Source organism: Mesorhizobium sp. M3A.F.Ca.ET.080.04.2.1 (assembly GCF_003952525.1).
Lineage (GTDB): Bacteria > Pseudomonadota > Alphaproteobacteria > Rhizobiales > Rhizobiaceae > Mesorhizobium.
This window is the reverse complement of the sequence record NZ_CP034451.1, coordinates 1,986,546-2,006,730: the sequence shown is the minus strand read 5'-3', so window position 1 is coordinate 2,006,730 and position 20,185 is coordinate 1,986,546. Positions and strand designations below refer to the sequence as shown.

The following is a 20,185-nucleotide window of genomic DNA, read 5'->3' as shown; positions in this document are numbered from 1 at the left end:
TTTTCCCGGCATTGCGTCCGCCATTCTAGCAGCTTGCGGCCGCCGTGGGACAAGAGCGTTTCAGGATGATTTACCGCAAGTGTATTGTGCCGCCACAGTTCTTTGGCCGGCGCCAAAACATGTGCTAGGCTGATTTGGTCCGGTGCGGTGAATTCGAAAAGTTCCCGAACGTGATGCGGTTAACATAGCGGGGGCTTCGATCCATCATACTGGCGGCCGCGTCCAGGAGGGGCACGACCCATGCCGAACGAACGTGCCACGGTTGTGCAGACGCCCGTTGGCGCCGACCTTTTGACCTTCACCCATCTCGTCGGGCGTGACGAGATCAGCCGCTGCTTTTCCTACACGGTTGGCTTCGTCTCCAAGAGCCACGATGTCGACCCGCTGAAGATGCTGGGCGGCCCCGTTTCGGTGGAGGGCGAGTCCGACCCGAAACGTTGGTTCAGCGGCCTGGTGTCGGATTTCAGGCTGACCCGCATCGAGGACCGGCTGGCCTTTTACGAAGCGGTGGTCAGGCCCTGGCTCTGGTTCCTCGGCAACACCACCGATTGCCGCATCTTCCAGAATATGACGGTGGTCGAGATCGTCGAGAAGATCTTTTCGAAATACGGCATCGCGAAATTCGAGAAGCGGCTGCAGGGATCCTATCCCTCACGCGAATATTGCGTGCAGTATGACGAGAGCGACCTGGATTTCGTGCAGCGGCTGCTCGAGCACGAGGGCATCTTCTATTTCTTCGAGCATGACGAGGGCAAGCACACGCTGATCCTGTGCGATGCGATGAGTAAGTTGAAGCAGGCGCCGGGCTACGACAAGGTGCTCTATAATTTCGAGGGCCAGGCCTCGCGGCGCGACGTCGAATACATCACCGAATGGATACCGGGCAGCTCGGTGCGGCCGGGCGCTTATGCCCACACGGATTACGATTTCGAGAAGCCCGGCGCCGACCTGATGGCGAAATCCGCCCAGCCGTTCAGCCACAAGGAAGCCTCGGGTGAGAACTACCGCCAGCCCGGAGCGCATCTCGATGTCGGGCGCGGCGACACGATTGCCGGTGTTCGCCGCGAGGAACTCCAGGCCGTGCACCAGCGCAGCACCGCTGTCGGCACCGTGCGCGGCCTTCATTCCGGCTGCAAGTTCAAGCTGGAAAGTTTCCCGCGCGACGACCAGAACCAGGACTATCTGGTGGTCAGCGCCGAGTACCGGCTGTTCGATCCCGGCTACCGCACCCAGAACGAGGCCCATACCGAGAACTTCAGGATCGTGCTTGGCGTGGCGCCCACCAAATTGCCCTATCGCCCGCCGCGCATCACGCCGCGGCCGATCATGCGCGGGCCGCAGACGGCGACGGTCGTCGGCCCTTCCGGCGAGGAGATATTCACCGACAAATATGCGCGCGTGAAGGTGCAGTTCCATTGGGACCGGCTCGGCAAGAAGGACCAGAACTCGTCCTGCTTCGTGCGCGTGTCGCAGACCTGGGCCGGCAGCGGCTGGGGATTCATCCAGATCCCGCGCATCGGCCAGGAGGTGATCGTCGATTTCATCGAGGGCGACCCCGACCTGCCGATCATCACCGGCCGCGTCTACAACGCCTCGCAGATGCCGCCCTACGGACTGCCGGGCAACGCCACGCAATCGGGCTGGAAGTCCAATTCGTCGAAGGGTGGGGGCGGCTACAACGAACTGATGTTCGAGGACAAGGCCGGCTCCGAGCTGGTCAATTTCCAGGCCCAGAAAGACCACCACCTGCTGATCAAGAACGATCGCAACAAGCTGGTCCAGCACGACCAGTCCGACCGCATCGACCACGACGCCAAGCACTCCGTCGGCCACAACCTCGACGAGGACGTCGGCAACAACAAGACGGTCAAGATCGGCGTCGATCAGACGACGAATATCGGCAACAATGATACTGAGACGGTGGGTGCCAACCGGTCATTGACGGTGATGGCCAACGAGACGATCCACGTTGTTGCGAATTCGACGGAAAATATCGACGCTAACCATTCGCAGACGGTGGGGATCGTCCAGACGATTACGGTGGGCGCTGCGCGTGTGGATACGGTGGGGGCGGCGGAGACGCGCAGTGTCGGCGCGGTGCAGACGAACACGATTGGGGCGTCGCGGAGTATGACCGTGGGGGCCGGACAGAGCCACGATATCGGGGCTTCGGATAATTGGAATATCGCGGCCGATCAGGGCGTCCAGATCGGGGGTGGCCAGACGTTCAAAATCGCCAAGGATCAGGGTAGCGATATTGGCGCGGGACGTTCGGCTAAGATCGCCAAGGACGATTCAACGGAAATTGGTGGTGCGCACTCGGTCAAGGTAGCCAAGAGCAGCCTGTTGGAAATCGGCGAGGACGGAGCGATCAAGGTCGGCAAGGATTTGATCATCGACGCCGGTGCTTCCATCATTATCAAAACCGGGTCCGCTGCGATTGCCATGAAGAAGGATGGCACAATCACGATTGAAGGGAAAAACATCACCATCAAAGGTTCCGGCAAGATCAACGTCAAGGCGTCCAGTGATATCACCATGAAAGGATCCAAGATCAATGAGAACTGAGGTGGTCGATGTCTGAGATGCTGAGCCGTATCGACGGCGTCGTGATCGGTCTTTTTCTGGGCTATGGCGAGGATGCGCCGCTTGTGGTGTTTCCGGGCAATCCTCAGGAAGTTGCGTTGTCGGCGCGCAGCCTAACGGAACTGTCGTCAGATATGATCGGTTCGGAAGTGGCGCTGCTGTTCGAAAATGGCGATCCGCTCAAGCCATTGATCGTCGGACGCATCGTCGATCCGGCGAAAAAGCAAGCCGAAAATAACTTGGTTCGCGATGGCGAGACAGTAAAGATCTGCGCCAGCGAGCGGTTAGAACTCAGATGCGGAAGGTCGGTTATTATCATGGAAAAGGACGGTCACCTGACGATTCGGGGCACGCATCTGGTCAGCCACGCCAGCGCCGCCAACCGTATCCGGGGCGGGTCGGTGAATCTGAATTGATGGCGAAACCACCGGTTCTAGAAAATATCGTGCGTCAGCACGCGGAGATGGCTGCCTTTCTTTGGAATATCTACGACTGGCATCTGCTCAATCCCGATGAAAACCCGGACATGGATGTCGAGCGTCTCGTTCGTCTGATTGAACGCTTGGAGGCGCATCTCGACGGGCTACGCGTCGCGGGTGACGTGGGCAAGAGAATCGCGGAGGAGCGCTACCGCGAGTTTCCCGAGGCGGGAGAGCTGTTTGTGGTCAGGATGCTGACCACCTCCACAACTGTCAAAATATCAGACCTGGATCTCGCAAAGGTTAGAAATTACATACAATCTATTCTCGGAAGTAATAATGCTACCTAAATTCTGTTCCAAGCCATTGACTTCCATCAAATCGACATATCTGGTTAAATCCTGTAGAGACAAGGTAGTAATTGTTGGAGTATAGATAGTAACTATACACGTTTTCTTTGAAACTAACAACATTTTCCCCGTCTATGACGTCCAATCCCAGATGTCCTGCGCCGACAAACATCCGCCCTTTGTATTCCGCTATTGCTCGATAGTTGCGGTCGTCGGGTGGGGAAAAAACCCGCAATTCTGCGCCGTCGAGCAGGGCGCATAGACCGTTTGATCCAACCATCCAGACCCGATCGGCGGCTTGCGCGATTATCCGAAATATGTCTGCGTCTGTTGACAGGTCAATTCTGTTCCATTGGCCGGAGCTGAGTCGGTATAGACCGCCGCCGTCACCGCACGCGTACACGCTGCCATCCGGCGCCTCCGAAACGAGATATACATGCGCCCCATTCGGGATGGGGTATTCCGACAGGGTCGTTCCGTCGAAATGTGCGACGTAGCCTCGTAGTCCGACTATCCAGACACCATGTGCGGACGCGCATAGTTTTGTAATATCCGCATTTACGCTGAGCACCGGTTGCGGGTTCGCGTGAGGGCCGTATCGGAGAGTTTTTCCTGTATGCGCTAGATACACATGTTGATTGTCCGTCTGTAGCATGGAGTATATCCAGCCGCGAAATTCGAAAACCAATTCTGGTCCACCTTGAGTGAAATCATCACAGGTTTTTACCTCGCTAAGATGGATATCCCGGTCCTCGTTAGATTGTATTACTAGACATGAAAGGCCGTTATCGTTATATGTAAATGCTTCCGCGACTTCTACTGAAAATCCGTCTTTTGTAATGTACTTTTCTCTAGCCATTACACATCCTCCTTTACATGGAAGTTACGGGAGCCGTGGTTGTCGGGGCCGGATAATCGCCCTCACCGGGCACTCTGAGCTTTGTTTTCTGTATTTCTTCCTTCGTTTTCTTGGGGTCCGAACATCTTTCCAGATGGTCGTATATTACGGCCTCCAGGCATTCCATTATTTCGTCTTGTTTCTTTTTTGGCTTGGCATTCTTAATTTGGTTATGGTTCTCGCGTACCGACTTGAGCTCCGCATCGATAGCTTCTTTTGCTGTGGGCTGGCGGTAGCGGCCCGTGGGGTTTCCGTTGGCGTCCTTGATTGCGAGAGATTCTTTGAAGGCTTCCTGGTCTCTCGTTTTCTTGCCGTGCTCGGTCGAGTTGTCTGAGCTGGGGCCGTCCATGCAGAGGCAGGGCGCGGTGCTGGCGCTATAGCCGTTGCTGCCGTTGAAACCAGGAATACTTTGGGCTCTGGAACCTCGTTTGTTCTGCATCAGGGCATTGCCGAGCATGTGCTCGGATTCTTTGCCGGTCTTAGAGTGATCGCAGGCTTGCTTCTTGTCCGAATGCTTGTGGAGATTGAGATCGGCCAGAACCGATTCACAGTCTATGCCCGCAACGTTCAGCTGAGCCAGATGTGGCCATGGGGGCGCGTTGCCGACCGGCGATGCGTGATTGTTCGTTGCAAGATCCGTCATCCGAATGACGGGTTCGCCGTCAAATTTCACGTCATTGGACCAGGAATTGAAATACTCCTTGCCGGTGTTCTTCGATGTTACAATGCCTTTCTTTGCTGCAGCCCCGGCTTCGGTGCCGCTGGTTTTCGACAAATATGATTTGTTTTTGATATTTACGGTCTTCCCACCGATCTTTACCGTACCGGTACCTTTGTCGGTATCGCTCGCCATGCCGAAACTGGGGTAGGGCACTGGAACGCCGGGAGGCGTGGCTGGATTCTCGGGAGGTGTGAAGCAGACATCCGGAAAATCGGCGATCGTCTTTGCGTCTACCGCTTTGCCAGAGATCTCAAGTCCGTTGGCAAAGACGTTGGACATTCATGCAGCCCTCGCGAGAACAACCGCCGCGCCGCATGCTCCCGCGTCGTTGGACGCTTCGATCAGCACCGGGTTGCCGGCAGCATAACCCTTGCGAGCTGCTTCAAAAGCCATGCCGAGCATGAGTGGAACGACGGCGGCGCCGATATTGCCGATTGACTCCGCTGGGGACCAGATGTCCTGAAATTCGTGGCGTCCACGCAAAAGCCGCAAGCTCGCCAAGGCACTCTGCTTGAACCAATATTGCTCGCCGACAAGGTCGGCGATACGATAACCAAGGAACCTCATCTCAATGCCTGCTTCATCGAGTGCGGCGCGATAAGCCTCGGTCATTCCGCCGCCCCGCAGCGCCCGGTCTTCTGGGTTGTAAATCTCAGCTCGTTCCTTCGCGAGACCAACGCCGGATACTCTGAACCCTCCCGTCTTTGGCTTCGTGCACACGACAGCGGCTGCAGCCTCACCCGGCATGAAGCCATTCGGATTGTCGCCTGTCAGCAACCGTTCCCGATCCAGATAGTGCGCAATCGCCCCGGATGTCAGGTAACTGTCGACCCCAGCAATGACGACCGAGGACGCTTGACCCGAGTTGAGTAGCTTTCTGGCATGATCGAGCGCCACATGGCCGGCAGGGCGACCATGCGTGATAATCCGGGAGCCGTCATGCGGTTCGATCTGGACAATCTCGACGATTTTTCGAAGCAAAGCGGATCCGTCGCCGTATGGTCGTCCTGCGCGATCGTCTTCAGCGAGGCAAAGAAGCACCGGCATCTGACGGCTTTGGCGAGGCGCCAAGTTGATTGCCTCGCTGATGGCTCCAGCCGCCATGTGAGCCAACCGTTTGGCGCCGATCCAGTTTCGGGGAAGGGGAACTGGCGCCCCAATGAGGGCGGCAGCCTTCGCCCCAATAAACTGTGTTTCCTGAAATCCATCCAGCCTTGCCCGCATCGCCGCGCAACTCGACGGTGCGTCGAGGCCGACTGCCGTTACCATCCCAATCGATTCGATATCCAGGCTGGCGCTCATGCGGGCTCGTCCTCCTCAAAGCGAAGTGGGAAATTGAAACGTCGGATGTAACGTTTGCCCGTAGCACGGGCGAGTAACATGGCTTTCGTCGGTGTGCCGACCCAGCATTCAGAAAAATCCAGGATGGTGCGCTGGATGCGTTGCGACACCCTCCACACAAGCGAGAAGCGCCGGTTTTCCGGGTCAAACAAAATTGTGTCGGGTTGGATGTTGCCTTCGAATGCCTTCTCTCGTCTCTTGAACAGCGCTATCGGCAGGGCGGTCATTGGCAGGCGAAAGGAAACGCGGCCTTCCGGCGTCAAGTTGATGAGCACCACCTCCTCGCCACCACGCGGCAGGTCGATCTGCTGGTCCGGCGGAGCCATCTGGTAGTAGCGCTCGTCGAAATCCTCGGGGAGAAAAGGAAAGACGTTATCGATCCAGTTCTGGTCATACGTTCCGCCATATTCGATCCGACCCGGCCAGCCGCGGCCCATTGGCCCGAAGCTCATCGGCTTGTAGTCGCCGAAGGGCGAACGGATTTCCTCGTCTACCGCCTGCGTATTCGGCAGCCGTAGCCCGGGGATGAGGCGCTGGTTTCTTGTACGCGACCAACCGGTGCCGACCGGGTTGTACCTGTAGCTGGCCGGAAGGGTGTCTTCCGGGTCCAACCGGTCCACCCCACCCCAGGCAACATCATAGGAAATCGGCAGCTTCAGGAAAGGCTGCGGCGCGGTCGCGGTGAACACCGGGCCGATGGCGCGCCATTCGCGATGGCCGACGACTTCGAAGAGTTTCGACCAGTTGCCGACCTTGATGCCGACCGGCACGCGCTCCGCCGGGCGTCCTCCCGGCGCATAGGCGCAGCCATTGGCAATCACATCGCAGCGCGGCTTGCGGAAGGCGAAGTCCGTCTCCCACAGCGTCGCCGAATAGCCGGGCACGCCGGTCTGGGTGTCGGCCATGACCAGCGGAACCTGCTCGGCCGATTTCTGCACCAGCCCGCCCGGCTTCGTTGGGAAATCGAAGGTGCCCTTCACCACCACGACGATCCACTCGTGGCCGGCCTTGTCCATGCCCATGGTGAACTGGTGCGGATATCCCATCTGGTTCCAGATCTGCATCAGCTGGTCTCCCAGCTCGTTGCGAAGATCTGTTCCACCGTCTTGTCCGGCGCCTGCGGGTCGACGTCGAAAATGTCCGAATGCGCCGTCCACATCACCATGTCGTCAATGACATCATCATCCTGGTCGATAGCTGGCACGGCCAGGGCGGCCAACGCCGTGTCGAGCGCGTCGGGTGTGAGCTCGCCTCGCTGCGCGGCGAAGGCCGCTTCCTCGATGCCTTCGAACCAGGCGTCGGCATAGGCGAGCTTCAGCGGCGCTTCGGCAAGCCTCGCGACAACACTTAAGGGAAACTGCCGGCCAACCCTGTCGGCGCTCCGCAAGATGATGCCGGCCGACGCGCCGAAGGAAGTCGGCCCAGCCAGGAAGCGCAAGGCGGTCTCAGCCGGCCAAGCCTCAAGCCCAAACAGCGGCACGATGTGCTGCGCCAGCCAGCGGTCCCACACACGCACAAAATCGCTGGTCAGCCGCCGCGTCACGAAATCGCCGGTGGCGGGCATCTTACCGTAGAAGCCGGGCACATTCATATCTGCGGCGGACATGTGAATTTCTTGAACATCTCTAGCGTGTACGGGTTCTCGACGCTCGCCGCCTTCAGCTCGAAGTCGGCATACATGCCCTTCGTGCCGAGGCGCAGGCTGTAGACGTCGGCGAGTTTGGTGCCGTCGAACTTGCCGCCGCGCAGCATTCTCAGCCACGCCCAGCTGCCGGTCTCGTTCAGCATCACCTCGGGCGAGCCGTCGACCGGCTGGAAGGCGAGCGAGATCACGCCGGTGCCGTCCTTGCCGGGCCACGTCATCGGCTGCGGCCGGGTCGCGTTGTTGTAGTAGACGAGGCTCTGACCATCGAGGTTGAGCGTCACGCGCGTGACATTGGGCGACAGGTCCTTCGGCTCGAGCGTGAAGTTCATCACCGGGCCGGTGCCGCCGGGGAACAGGTCGTCGCGGATGTGCCGCGCCTGTTCGAATGCCGCCAGCGCCGAAGCGTCGAGCCCGAAATCGGCGCGCCATTTCCATGGCTGGCTGGCGGTGTCGACATAGTTGATCAGGTGATCGTTGATGAAGGCGTCGATCAGGCCGGCCGGGCCGAAGAGGCGCTGGAAATCGCGCACATTGACGTCCACCGCGCTGTCGGGGCTGAACGGGTAGCGGTTGTTGAGCGCGGCCTGGCAGAAGGGCAGGATGTCGGCGCGCCAGATGGCGTTGAGCTCGTTGGTGACGGCTTTCTGCGTCAGCCCGCTGGTGTCGCCGGCAATGCCGCTCAGCCAGTCGTCGATCGGGTCGGGCAGGATCTGCGCCTGCCGGGCGACGGCGCCCGTCAGCTCGGCGAGCCCGCCCTGCTTCTTGATGGCGTCCTGCGGGTCGGGGTTCGCGGTCACCGTCTGCAGCACGTTGGAAAGCGCCGTCAGCGCCACCACGGCTGCGTCGAGCGCCGGCGGCTGGCCATCGACCTCGGCGATCGTGCCCTTGAGGCGTTTGAAGTGCTCGGCCACCAGGCTGCCGGTCATGTCGACCTGGTCGGCCGAGCCGGCGCGCGGCAGGAGCTTCGCTCCGGTCTTCACCACCTTGCCGAGCTTGCCGAGCTTACCGAGCAGCTTGGAGCCGGTCTTGGCGGCGCCGCCCTTGTCGTCGGCGGGCGCTTCGTCCGATCGCGTCAGGTCGGTTTCCTGGACCACTGCCGTCAAGAGCCGTTTCAATGCGGAATCGGCGCTCGAAAGGTCCTTCAGATTCTCGCTGGCGACGTTGAGATCAGCCAGCGGCGCCAGCCTCATGTCGCGCAGGAAGCTGTCCCACTGCGCGATGTAGTCGTCATAGTAGAGCTTTAGTATGTCCTCGGAGAGGGCCGAGACGGAGGTCTCGGCATTCTCCGAGCAGCCGCCGGCGAACACCGCGCGATCGAGCGCCGCCTGCGCGGCAACATCCTCGACCCGGTCGAGGACGGCGTCATGGAATCCGGTATAGGTGAAGGCGCCGGGAACACCGACGCGCAGCGTCTTGTCGGAGCGGCGCGCGAACACCTTGGCGCCGTTGGGGCCGGCGAAATTGGCGGGCACCCATTCCTTGACGGCCGCCACTTCCGGGTCGGCCAGCAGCTGCTTGTAGGCGCGTTCCGGCAGCGAGATCGTGCATACCGTCTTCAGCGCCTCGGCCACCAATTCCTTGTCCGGCGCGACGTAGCTGTCGTCGACCGTCATGCGGCGGATCGCGGCCAGCTGGTGCTGTTCGGCGTCGGCAGTGGGGAAGGGCGGCGCGGGCGCGAACTCCGGCAGGCTGTTCACCCACCAGTTCTGCACGAAGTCGGGGTCCATCTGCGACAGGCCGGTCATCATGCGGTACGTCTTCAGCGCGCCGAGCATGAAATCCGGATCGCGGATCTGCCGCCACATCGTGGCTTCCAGCAGCGCCACCATATGCGGCTCGAGCACGTTGCGCAGCGCATGGTCGTAAGTATCGGTCTGGGCGCGCACGAGCTCTGCCGAGGCGGATGGCCCGAGCAGGTCATGCGGCGCATCGGGTGGCGACGTCCGCGACGTCGCAACTGCATCCATCGCGGCCAGCGCGCTGTCCATCGTCGGCTCCTCCACCGAAGCCGGCGTGGCAGCGACTTCGGTCAGCGGCGCCTGCAGCGCCTCGAACTGGCCGGCCTGCGCGGTGATCGCATTGCGGTTGTCGTAGTAGGACCAGCCGAACAGACCGGCGGCAAGCAAGGCAACGAGCGCGCAGGCGGTTGCGGCACCGCGCCAGATCCAGGCGCGCCGGCGCTGTGCCAGCGGATCGAACGTGCCGAGGCCGGCTTCCTTGAAGATGACCTCGGTCAACAGGTTCCTGAGGAAGAAGCTGCGCTTCTCGACGCGCGGCGCGAGCATGGCGCGGCGCGGCGGCAATCCGAAGGAGGAGGAAAGCGCCGCCGTCAGCCGGTCGATCGGCGCTCCTTCCTGTGTCGCCGAGGTCAGATAGAGGCCGCGCAGCCAGGCGGCTTCCTCGTAGCGGCTCTCGCCGAACATCGCCTCGACCAGCACCTGGACCGGCTCGGAGAGGCTGGCAAGCTGGGCCGGGAAGCGGAAGATCTCGGCGCGCGCGGCGAGTTTTTCCTCATCCTCCAGCCGCGGCACCAGCCGCCGCTCGAGTTCCGCCGCTAGCGTGGCGAGTTCCTTCTCGATCGTCTTGGCATCGACACGGGCGTCGAGCGGGAAGGTCGTGCCCCACACCTGCTCGCGCGCGGTCGTCGACAGCCCGCCGAAGAAGGCCTCGAAGCCTTTGATCAGGTCGGCCTTGGTCAGCATCAGATAGACGGGAAGGCGGATTTCCAGTCGGTCGTTCAGCTCCGCCAGCCGGCGGCGGATCTTGCGGCCATGCGCCTTGATGGCCTCGTCGCCTTCCGAAAGCGTGTCGATCGACAGCGCGACGATGACGCCGTTGAGCGCCCGCCGGCCGCGATGCTTCTTGAGCAGATCGAGGAAGCCAAGCCACTCCGCCGCATCGACATCCGGCTGGCTTTCCTGCTGGACGTAGCGTCCGGCGGTGTCGATCAGCACCGCATTCTCGGAGAAGAACCAGTCGCAATTGCGCGTACCGCCGACGCCCTGCAGGTCGTCGGTGAGGTCGATCGGGAAATTGAGGCCCGACTGGCGCAGCGCCGTGGTCTTGCCGGTGGCCGGCGGCCCGACGATCACATACCACGGCATCTCGCGCAGGAACCTGCGGCCGCCGAGCTTGCGCCGCTTGAGCTCCGCCATCACCTCGCCGAACTTGGCGCCGACGGCGGCGACGCTCTCCTCGCCGGGGGTGAGCTGCTTCTCCGCCACGGGTGCCGCGATCTCGGCGACGAACATGCGGTTGGCGCGGATCGCTCGGCGCTGCGCGATGATCAGCCAGATCAGCCACAGGATGATCAGCCCCGCGATCATGGCGATGCGCACATTGTCGGAATCGAACGGCGCATACGGCCCGACCTGGACGATCGGACCGAACACCCAGATCAGCAGCGAAAGCAGCGCGATGCCAATCAGCGTCCAAAGGAAGCGCGAGGTGAGCACGGCCCAGAGGAAGCGCAGGATGAACATCTCAGAGCCTCTTCTCGACCAACACTTCGACGCGCCGATTCAGCGCCCGGCCCTCGCGCGTCGCGTTGTCGGCCACCGGATCGGTCTCGGCGCGACCTTCGGAATGGATGCGCTCCTGCGGCACGCCGGCCTGCACCAAGAGGTTGGCTATGGTCTCTGCGCGCGCCTCCGACAGCCGCTGGTTGGTCGAAAGCGGATTGGATCTTTGCAGGCGCACATTGTCGGTATGGCCGACGACGGTGATGTTTCCGATCAGCTCCTGATTGGCCAGGATGACCTTGGCTATTGCTTCGACCAGCGGCTCGAAGCCTGGGGTTAGCGTCGGCCGCGACGACTGGAACAGCTCGGGATTGGAGGCTTGGATGACCAGCTTGGCCAAGGACACGCTCTCCGTGCCGCTCAGCGCCGCCTTGAGGTTGTCCGGCGCTTCGGCCTTGAACTCCGGCAGCAGCGCGAAGTCGACCGGTTCCGGCGGCGGGGCTTCAGGCTCGGGCGCTTCAACCTTGGGCGGGGCGCGGGCGACGTCGGTGCGTGCGGGCGGCGGCAGGGCCCGAACCAGCGCGGAAAGCTCGACCGCCTGGCTGCTCAGCATCATGGAAAGGCCGATATGCGCGGCGGCGGCGATGACCACCGCAGCAAGCGCCATCACCCAGATCGGAACGATGAAGCGTTGCGGCTCGTCGGAAGCGATCACGCCTCTCCAGTTCGGCGACAGCGGCGAATCCTCGGCGTTGGCATTGCGCAGGAAGCGGGCCGCCGCCACGCGCACCGCGTTGATTGAACGGTCGCCGGCGCGGCCTGGCACGCGGTATTTGCCGCGGAAGCCGAGCGCCAGGCAGTGATATTGCAGCTCCAGCAACTCGCGGTCGCGGTTCGGGTGCCGCTCCAACTCGTCGAGGCGGGAGAAGAACTGCGTGCCGGCATCGACGTCGCCGCGCAGCATGACGACCAGCGGCTGGCGCGGCCATGCGCTGGCCCCGCCCCAGGGCGTGTTGAGCGCTAGGTCGTCGAGCAGCGCCGCCACCACCCATGCGGCCTGATCGGCGCGCTCCAGCGAAGCGCCGGACTGCATCGCCGCATCGCGTGCCCGGACCAACTCGTCGAGCAGGCGCGTGCGCAGCACTTCCGGGTTTTCCGGCGCCAGCGCGCTTTCGAGCTCAGGTGCGAATTCGAGCAGCGGGGCGAATGCGTTGACGAGCGTGTTGGGATGGGCGCGCGACCGCTTCACCGGCGCGCCCGGCGCCAGCGGCGCCATCGGCCGCGGCGCCGCACCGGTCAGCCGGATGCGTGTGCGTTCACGATCCTCCGACAGTCCGAAAGGATCATCCCGGCTCATGGCCTCACCTGTTCACCGAATAGCAGTCGACCTGCGGCTCGCTCGGCAGCACACCGGAGACGCCGATGACGAAGCCGGGTGCGTCGAGCAGTGAGGCCCAGTGCTCGCTCTTCTGGTCCAGCTCCAGGCACAGCCGGTCGCCGTCATAGGGAATCTCGCGCGGCTGCGAATGAAGCGGCTTCAGCGGAATGCCGGGCAGGCGCGACTTCCACAGGCCTTCGAACTGGTCCGCCGAGCCAACCGTCGCCTGGTTGACGAAGATCTTGCGCAGCGCGTCCTCCGACAGTTCGGATCCGACGCGGATGACGATCCGGCTGGCGACCAGGAGCTTCGGGTTGTCGATGCGCACCTTCCAGACATTGGTCGAATGCCGCATGACCGGCAGCGCGCGCGATTTCGGCTCAATGTAGCGCAGGCTGAGGATCAGCGAACGGAGCGCATCGGCCAGCGCCATGTAGGCCGGCCCGGGCGCCATGTGGTCGTAGGCCGGCAGCTCGCCGAGCCGGCGCGAGCTGGACCCGTAGGTCGCCATCTCGCCGGCGAGGCCGGCAAGCTCGAGATAGAGTTCGGCCGGATGGAAGACGTCCTGCGCCAGCATGTGGGCAAGCCGCGGCCGCGCCGCATTGGCCAGATGCAGCATCAGCAGGTCCTCGACGCTGCGGCCAGGGCCGCCCATCACCATCTTGCCATGCGCCTCGGCGATCTGGTCGAGGCCGGTGACCACCTCCTGCAGCAACTGCCGGTACCAGGCGACTGCGCCGGTGATCAGCGTCGGCGGCAAAAACGTCTCGTCGAGCGAGACGCCGCCGTCGGCGCGAATACCCTTGATGTCGGCGACCGGCAGCGCGGTGTAGCCGCCGACCGATTTGCCCGGGGCAAGCAGCACTGCCTGCGGTCGGGCGATCTCGATCTCCTCTGGATCGGAACCTCCCTGGACGGCATCGCGCACCGAAACGATCTTGCCGTGATAGCGGGCGCCGGTGGAGGCGGCATGCGCCGGATCGAAACCGATGCCGCCGGGCGGCTCGAGCGGCAGCGCGACCAGCACCGATCCGGCGCCGGTGTCCGCCGTCACCGGCAAGGGTTTCGGCGCATCCATGGTCTCTGGAATGGAGAAAGGCGTGCCGTCCGGAAATATCCCCCTGGCCGACACGATGGAGACCTGGCCGGCATCGAGCAGCGACTGGTCGAGCGTCAGCTGCTGGAAGCCGAACGTATGCAACTGCCCGGCCTGCAAAGCGCCGCGCACCATCCCCTCGAAGAACCGGTCCTGCTGCTGGAAGTGCTGGGTCCTCAAGAATAGACCCTCGGACCACAGCACTCTGTTTGCGTCGCTCATGCCGCTACTCTCTGCACGGAACCATCGTTGACCGCCTGTCAGGCGGAAATGCCGCCGCTGCCGAGCGTGACATTGACGGTGAATTTCGACCCTGGCGATACAGACTTGGTTGTACGCCAATTGCGCCCGCCAGGCTCGCGGATGAGAGCGACGAAGCCCAGCGCCGTCGCGTTGGGCTCGACGGTGATCGTCTTGGCGGCGGTCTTTCCCGGCGCCACGGAGATGGTGTCGGATCCGATGAGGTCGGCGCCAAGCGCGGAGCCCGCATCGCCCTGCAGCGCGAAATAGTCGGCTGAATTGAACTTGCCGGTGCTGCTCAGACGCATCACCAGGACAGTTACCGGCCGGTCGCCGCCGCCCGGTCCCGGATTCATGCCGGCGCCACCGGTCACATTGACGGAGATGACCGATGGTTTCGGCGGGCCGCTCTGGCATGCCGCAAGCAGCCCCGTCGCGCCGATGGCAACGATGAATTCGCGTCTGTCGATCATGTCTCACTCCTCTTCATATGCATCCCTGAAATCGGCGCCGATTTCGCCCAGGAAGCTCGACTCCGCGCTTTGGGCGATGTCGCGGTGGCGTTTCTGGTAGAGCTCCCACAGCTTGGCGTTGCGCCCGCCGGAAAGCAGGTTGCCGAGCGCGGAATTGGACTTGAGCTCTTCCTCGATCGCCGCCGGGTCGAAGCGGTCGATCATACGGCGCAGCGCTGCTTGCACGCCGCGCCAGGCACGCACATGGTGCTGCGCAAGATCGCGCACCGCGTCGGCGATCGCCGCCTCGCCGGAGAGGAAGCCGGGGCTGCGCTCCGAGATGATGGTGACGATGACATCCTCGGCGGTCGGCAGGAATTTGAGCGGGTTGACTTCGGAGGCCCCGACCACCGTCTGGGCGACGCGCGCGCTTCCCTTCTCCTCGGCGCGTTTGCGCAGGAGCTGTATCAGGCCTTCCAGCATCAGCCGATATTCGCGCCCGAACTTTTCCATTTCGGCGATCGCGTCGCGGCCGGGAAAATCGGCTTGCTCGACGCCCATGCCGCGTAGGAACGCCGCCCGAAGCGCCATCTCGGTCGGCGCCGCCTGCACGGCTTGCGCGGCCCGGGCGGGCCTGGGGACGGGGATGGGGCGTCGCGCGGGAGCGGCTTCCGCAGCTTGCGCAGGCGCGTCCCATGGATGGGCAGGCTGTTGGCGCTGGGTCTCGGCCGGCCCGGCCTGACCGTTGCTCTTCCCCGAGGCGGGGGTTGCGCTCGGCCCAAACCCGAAATCGTCGTCGAAGCTGGTCGATCTCGGCGCGGGCTCCGCCGTGCTGCTGCGGGACGGCATCTCGTCGAAACCGAACGGATCGGAGCGGCCGGGAGGTGGAACCTCGCTGGATGCCGGTGTCGCTACGGGATCGAGACTGAACGGATCGTCGAAGGCGGGCGAGCTGTGCTGGTTCGAGGCGCGCTCATAGGCGCCCGGCACCGGCTGTTCGAACGGATCCGGCAGATCGGCCGGCCGCGGCCGCCGCGGCTCTTCCTCCACCTTGGCCGAGAAGAAATCGTCGCCGCCGATGCTGACCGGCGCTCGCGACTGCGCCTGTGAGCGCTCCTGGTTGGCGACAGGCACCTGCATGGCTGCCGGCTGGCTCGCCGCAGCCTGGATCTCGACATAGACGACATAGTCACCCAGCCTCAGCCGCATGCCGTTCTGCAGGCGCGCGGAGCGGCCGGCGCCGAGCGGGCTGTCGGAATCGTCGATGAACAGCCCGCTGCTCGAGGTGTCGGTGACGAAATAGCCGTCGCGGCCGCCGCTGATCTTGCAATGGGCCCGCGAGACGAACATGTCCGGATCCTCGATCTGCCAGCCGGCATCGGCGCTGCGCCCGATCACCAGTTCGCCCTCGTCCAGGCGGGTCTGTCTGACCACCTGGGAGCGCGGACCCTGTTCGAGCGTCAGCAAGAGGCTCATGCCGCCACCCCTGCCGGTTCCGGTCGCCAGCCGACGATCGTGCGCAGCTTGAGATCGTCGGCATCGCCCCATTCGGCAGGCCGTGCCAGCCAGGCGGTGCGGCCGAGCTGGACGGTCCCGATCTGCGGCGGCGGCACGGCTTCGCGCGCGAGCACGATGCGAAGATCGATATCGAGCGCTTCCCCGATCATGTCGCGGACCGCCTTCTTGAACAGCGCCAGGCGCCGTCCGCCGGGCAGGAACGCCTTGAAATCGTCGAAGGAGAGCGGGCCGACGCGCAGTTCGATGCGGCTCTGGCGGCTGAAGACGCGCGGGCCGATCGTGGCCCCGCGCCCGAGCGCCGCATAGGCCTTGCCGACTTGGCTCTGCAGTGCTGTGGGGATGCCGATCCAAGCGGCGACGAATTCCTTGATCTGCACCGGCACCTTGAAGGCCGTGGCAAGGAACAGCGTCAGCCGCTCCGGACTGTCGACCTGGTTGGCGAGCGATCCGGCCTGGCGCAGCCTCACCGTGTCGAGCTGGGGGTCCTGTGTGCCTGGCAGGCCAATGCCGGACATGGCTTCGAGCATGGCGCGGACGCGGCCGCCGACCGAGCGCTCGACCTGCACCGCCGGATGCGCATCCGCCCAGGCGCGGTAGTAGAGGGCGATCAGGCGGTGCTGGAGGATGTTGACGAAATCGACGAAGGTCGTGTCGCTGGTCTGCTCCGCCTCGGCGCCGCTGAACCACCGCTGCGACAGCCGGTCGAGCACCCAGCGTGTCAGATGCAGCGGCATCGGCCCTTCCGGCCCGAGCAGCCCGAGATTGGCGACCGTTATCCGCGCCGGAGTCTTGTCGCTTGCCTGTTGAAGCTTGACCACGTCCTTGGCCGAGAAGCTCAGTCGCACGTGCTGCCCGAGCCTTGCCGGCTCGTGGTTCGGCTGGCCGGAATAGCCGAACAGTCCTCCCCTCTGCTCCAGCCTGCGCAGCAGCTCGAAGAAGTCGAACCCCTCGGACAGCACCTCGGCCTTTTCCGGTGTGCCGGCCCCCTCCGCGGCGGATCTGACTAGATCAGGTAGCGATTGCCGGGCGTCATCGGCCATGGCACATCCTCCTGCTTCTGCAGCAGCCGCGTGCGGGTCCGCACGAAGCCGTTTATCCCGGCGTGCCGGGCAAACAGCCGCGCAAGCAGAGCCGAAAGCAGCAGCGTGCTTTGCCCTGCCAGCACCGACTGGTCGACATGCAGCGTAATCTCCGTGCCCCGTCCGAAGCACATCGGCCCGTCGATCTGCAGCCGCTCGATGACGGGGCGCGAGTCGATACGGGTGATCGAGTGGACGTTTCGGGCAAGGCTGGGGTCGCCGCGGTCGGCATAGAGGTCGAGCAGCGCATGCAGCGGGTCGACACCACGACCCTCCTTGGCGAGGCTCAGGAAGTTGAGCGCCAGTTGCGACACCAGCCGCCAGGCGAGATTGTCGGCCCGCGATTCACCTTCGGCGCCAGCCGGCAGCGAGGCCGGGATCGCCGGCTGCGGCGGCCGCAGGGCGCCGAGCAGCCTCACCGTTTCGACCGGGTCGGCCGTCTCCAGCGTCAAAGTCGGGGTGTCGTCCAGGATCGGCAGGTCGCGGTTGGTGCAGAGCGCCGTCACGTCGAGGCGCTTGGGCGTGCGGTTCGCCGGGCTTCCGGCCGGGCGCGAGATCGCCAGGAAGACATCGTCGCCCGTGTAGGAGGTGCGGGTCAGGCCATCGCGCCGTTCGTCCTCGGTCGCCCGGCGCGGGCGCCGTTCCGTCGAATAGACCCAGCCGCTGCCGCGATTCTGCCCCAGGCTGAAAAGCTCGGGGATCGCGGCCTCGCTGCCTTCCGCATCGGCGTCTTCCACCCGGGTGACCCGGAAGATCTCGAAATCCCGCGCCCGCGTCCGGTCGGCATGCACCACCTGCCGCGTGCGGCGCGGATCGATCTCGATGACGTTGCATTCCCGTTCGAAGAGATTGATGACCGGCGTCACGAAGAGCTCGAAATCCGCCGGCGTCACGTCGGCGAGCTCCGGCACCGGGCGCCTGAACAGGAAGATGATCTCGATCCCCGCCTCGCACTTGCGCACCACTGGCTGCAGCCCGCGGACGCGCACATAGTGGAAGCGTTCGGGGATCATGAAATATTCGCGCAGCAGCCGGTATCCCTCGAAGGTTGGCCGGGTGCGGGGCATCAGCGCCTCGTCGTCGCCAATGCCGACCATTTCAGGCTCCGGCAGAGCCGTGAGCGGGTTGCTCTTGCCCTCCGGCCGCGCGCCGAGCGCAGAGCAGGCGCCGAAGATCGCGTCGAAAAGCAGCGGGGCCTTCGTGCGCCCGGCGAAATAGAGGTCGAGCCGATCGAGCGACAATTCGCTGAGCTTGGCCTTTCCGGTGATGGCGAGCGCGATGCGAAATGCTGCTTCGCCGCGCACGCCGCCGACCGGGCCTATGCCGGCCGCAGCCAGTCCGCTGCGATCCTGAAAATAGCTGACCGATGTGATCGCGATTGGCCACAGCGTGACCTCTTGCGCCGTGGTGAAGGTCGAGCGCGTCGAGAGGCCGGGATGCAGGCTGGAAACCAGGCGCGTCCCACGTCCGACGGCATGGCCGGCGATCATCGACTGCACCTGCTGGCCGGGCTTGAACGCCGCCATCGCCGTTGCCGGTGCCGGTGTGACCAGGTCCGGATAAAGCACGTCGAGCACGGCGCGCGAGAAGCGCGAGCGCTCCGCATCGACCTTCAGCCGCGTGCGCGCGGCAAGGAAGGCGACGCCGTCGAGCAGCCGTTCGACATAGGGGTCGGGGCAGGGAACCGTGTCGAGCGAAAGATTGCGGGCGACCGCCGGATGCATGTCGGCGAACTCCGCGGCCAGCGCGCGGATGTGGGTCAGTTCCTCTTCGTAATACTCCAGGAACACCCGGTCCATCTCAGGTCTCCCTGAGTTCGGTTCGTGCCAGGCCGTTGTCGAGATTGATCGTGGTGCGCAGCCGCATGCGTTCCGGCGTCGGCGTCATGATCAGCACGGCGTCGATCTCGATCTTCAAGCCGAAGCTCTTGTCGCCGAGGGTGACATTGACCGTCGTGGCGCTCTCCTTGAGACGCGGCTCGAAGGTTCCGAGCACCGCACGGATCTCGCGCGCCAGCGCATCGCGGTCGAAATCGCGCGAGGAACGGCCGGAAAAGGAAGGCACTCCATAGTTGACGACGCTTCGCCGCACTTCCGGGAAATCCGCCAGCGAGGGCAGTTCGTCCAATGCCTGCTCCTGTTCCGCGTCTGAAAGGAGCGGCATGGACTCGAAGCGCTCGGTGTTGAACAAGGCCTCGATATCACGCCGCACCGCCTCCCTCAGCACGCGCGCCGACACCACCACGCCGCGGCTTTCGATCTCGACGCGGTGCTCGGTCTGGAAGGCCAGCCGGTGCAGCCGCCGCTTCTGTTCGGCCGTCAGTTCGGCGTCGGCGTCGATGGCGCGTGCGCTGCCGGCAAGAAGAGCCTCGACGCGCTCGGCGCCGAGTTCTTCCTGCAGCAGTCGGCGCAGCCCCTCTATCTCGGAGGTCAGGCCGGGCAAGTCGTTGATCAGGCGGTCCCAGAGGGAAGGCTGGACCGCCTCGCGCTTCGCCCGCGAACTGCCGGCAAGCTGCGCCTTGCTCGCGCCGGCCCGCCGGACCTCACTTGCCGACATAGACATCCATTTCGATTTCGTCGTCCTTGTTGTAGACGAACTTGATCTTCTTGTAGGCGAAGCTCACTTCCTCCTCGATCAGGTCGGCTTCGTCGTCGGCCTGTTTCATGTCGTACTCCATGATCGAGGCATCGGTCAGGGTGACGACCAGATAGTCGCTGGTCTCGCCGTCGATGGTGCGGCGTGCCGAAAACACCACTTCATCGAGGGCCTTGTTGTCGAACAGTGCCTTCTTCAGATAAGGCGAGGCCTTGTCGTAGTGCTTGGTGAACTTGATCATTCCCAGGGCCACGCGCCCGCGGCGCGAAAGCGAATTCGGATCGTAGGGCGCGACCATCTTGTAGTCGACGCCATGGACTTCGATCTCGTCCTCATGGCCGTCGCGTACGCTCGGACCCTTGATGTCCGGAACTTTCAAAAAACCATCGATTTTCATTGAAGCCAT

At 63.5% G+C, this 20,185-nt stretch carries 17 protein-coding genes; 3 read left to right on the top strand and 14 right to left on the bottom strand.

Annotation, left to right across the window (positions count from 1 at the left end):
* The first annotated feature begins 240 nt into the window (after nt 1-240).
* The 3 genes from tssI to EJ074_RS09745 are packed head-to-tail and all read left to right on the top strand — an operon-like array spanning nt 241 to nt 3,355.
* Nucleotides 241-2,568: a type VI secretion system tip protein TssI/VgrG gene (gene tssI / locus EJ074_RS09755; RefSeq protein WP_095808039.1), complete on the top strand. Its 2,328-nt coding sequence runs from the start codon at nt 241-243 to the stop codon at nt 2,566-2,568.
* Nucleotides 2,569-2,576: 8 nt separating this feature from the next.
* Entirely contained in the window at nt 2,577-3,002 is a 426-nt protein-coding gene (locus tag EJ074_RS09750) for a DUF6484 domain-containing protein (protein WP_095808040.1), read from the top strand.
* Nucleotides 3,002-3,355, top strand: coding sequence for a hypothetical protein (locus tag EJ074_RS09745; RefSeq protein ID WP_095808041.1), 354 nt, complete (start codon nt 3,002-3,004; stop codon nt 3,353-3,355). Before EJ074_RS09750 ends, EJ074_RS09745 begins: the two co-directional genes overlap by 1 nt.
* Here the strand turns inward: EJ074_RS09745 and EJ074_RS09740 are convergent.
* From EJ074_RS09740 to EJ074_RS09675, 14 genes are read right to left on the bottom strand one after another with little or no spacing between them, the layout of a single operon-like run.
* On the bottom strand, nt 3,348-4,214 hold the full coding sequence (locus tag EJ074_RS09740) for a hypothetical protein (protein WP_129553173.1): 867 nt from the start codon (nt 4,212-4,214) through the stop codon (nt 3,348-3,350). The two genes, EJ074_RS09745 and EJ074_RS09740, sit on opposite strands and share 8 nt — an antisense overlap.
* A 13-nt stretch (nt 4,215-4,227) precedes the next feature.
* On the bottom strand, nt 4,228-5,253 hold the full coding sequence (locus EJ074_RS09735) for a DUF4150 domain-containing protein (protein WP_095808042.1): 1,026 nt from the start codon (nt 5,251-5,253) through the stop codon (nt 4,228-4,230).
* Nucleotides 5,254-6,276: a 3-oxoacyl-ACP synthase gene (locus tag EJ074_RS09730; RefSeq protein ID WP_095808043.1), complete on the bottom strand. Its 1,023-nt coding sequence runs from the start codon at nt 6,274-6,276 to the stop codon at nt 5,254-5,256.
* Nucleotides 6,273-7,379 (bottom strand): DUF2169 domain-containing protein, encoded by a 1,107-nt coding sequence (locus EJ074_RS09725; RefSeq protein WP_129553172.1) that lies wholly within the window; start codon nt 7,377-7,379, stop codon nt 6,273-6,275. Before EJ074_RS09725 ends, EJ074_RS09730 begins: the two co-directional genes overlap by 4 nt.
* The gene (gene tagF, locus EJ074_RS09720; RefSeq protein WP_095808045.1) at nt 7,379-7,921 is read right to left on the bottom strand and encodes a type VI secretion system-associated protein TagF; all 543 of its coding nucleotides are present in this window, start codon (nt 7,919-7,921) and stop codon (nt 7,379-7,381) included. Before tagF ends, EJ074_RS09725 begins: the two co-directional genes overlap by 1 nt.
* Complete coding sequence (gene tssM / locus EJ074_RS09715; protein ID WP_129553171.1) at nt 7,903-11,442, bottom strand: type VI secretion system membrane subunit TssM; 3,540 nt, start codon at nt 11,440-11,442, stop codon at nt 7,903-7,905. Before tssM ends, tagF begins: the two co-directional genes overlap by 19 nt.
* Before the next feature lies 1 nt (nt 11,443).
* Entirely contained in the window at nt 11,444-12,778 is a 1,335-nt protein-coding gene (tssL, locus tag EJ074_RS09710; RefSeq protein WP_129553170.1) for a type VI secretion system protein TssL, long form, read from the bottom strand.
* Between the two features lie 4 nt (nt 12,779-12,782).
* The gene (gene tssK, locus EJ074_RS09705) at nt 12,783-14,117 is read right to left on the bottom strand and encodes a type VI secretion system baseplate subunit TssK (RefSeq protein WP_129553169.1); all 1,335 of its coding nucleotides are present in this window, start codon (nt 14,115-14,117) and stop codon (nt 12,783-12,785) included.
* 38 nt (nt 14,118-14,155) lie between these two features.
* A complete protein-coding gene (gene tssJ, locus EJ074_RS09700) occupies nt 14,156-14,608 on the bottom strand; it encodes a type VI secretion system lipoprotein TssJ (RefSeq protein WP_095808049.1) in 453 nt (150 codons plus the stop codon).
* A 3-nt stretch (nt 14,609-14,611) separates the two neighbouring features.
* Nucleotides 14,612-16,063, bottom strand: coding sequence for a type VI secretion system-associated FHA domain protein TagH (gene tagH / locus EJ074_RS09695; RefSeq protein WP_129553168.1), 1,452 nt, complete (start codon nt 16,061-16,063; stop codon nt 14,612-14,614).
* Nucleotides 16,060-17,145, bottom strand: a complete 1,086-nt coding sequence (tssG, locus tag EJ074_RS09690) for a type VI secretion system baseplate subunit TssG (RefSeq protein WP_129553167.1) — start codon at nt 17,143-17,145, stop codon at nt 16,060-16,062. Before tssG ends, tagH begins: the two co-directional genes overlap by 4 nt.
* Nucleotides 17,109-18,983: a type VI secretion system baseplate subunit TssF gene (tssF, locus tag EJ074_RS09685; protein ID WP_129553166.1), complete on the bottom strand. Its 1,875-nt coding sequence runs from the start codon at nt 18,981-18,983 to the stop codon at nt 17,109-17,111. Before tssF ends, tssG begins: the two co-directional genes overlap by 37 nt.
* A gap of 1 nt (nt 18,984) precedes the next feature.
* Nucleotides 18,985-19,740, bottom strand: a complete 756-nt coding sequence (gene tssE / locus EJ074_RS09680) for a type VI secretion system baseplate subunit TssE (RefSeq protein WP_129553165.1) — start codon at nt 19,738-19,740, stop codon at nt 18,985-18,987.
* Nucleotides 19,727-20,176, bottom strand: coding sequence for an Hcp family type VI secretion system effector (locus tag EJ074_RS09675; protein WP_165350064.1), 450 nt, complete (start codon nt 20,174-20,176; stop codon nt 19,727-19,729). The genes tssE and EJ074_RS09675 overlap by 14 nt, the downstream gene beginning before the upstream one ends.
* Nucleotides 20,177-20,185 lie beyond the last annotated feature (9 nt).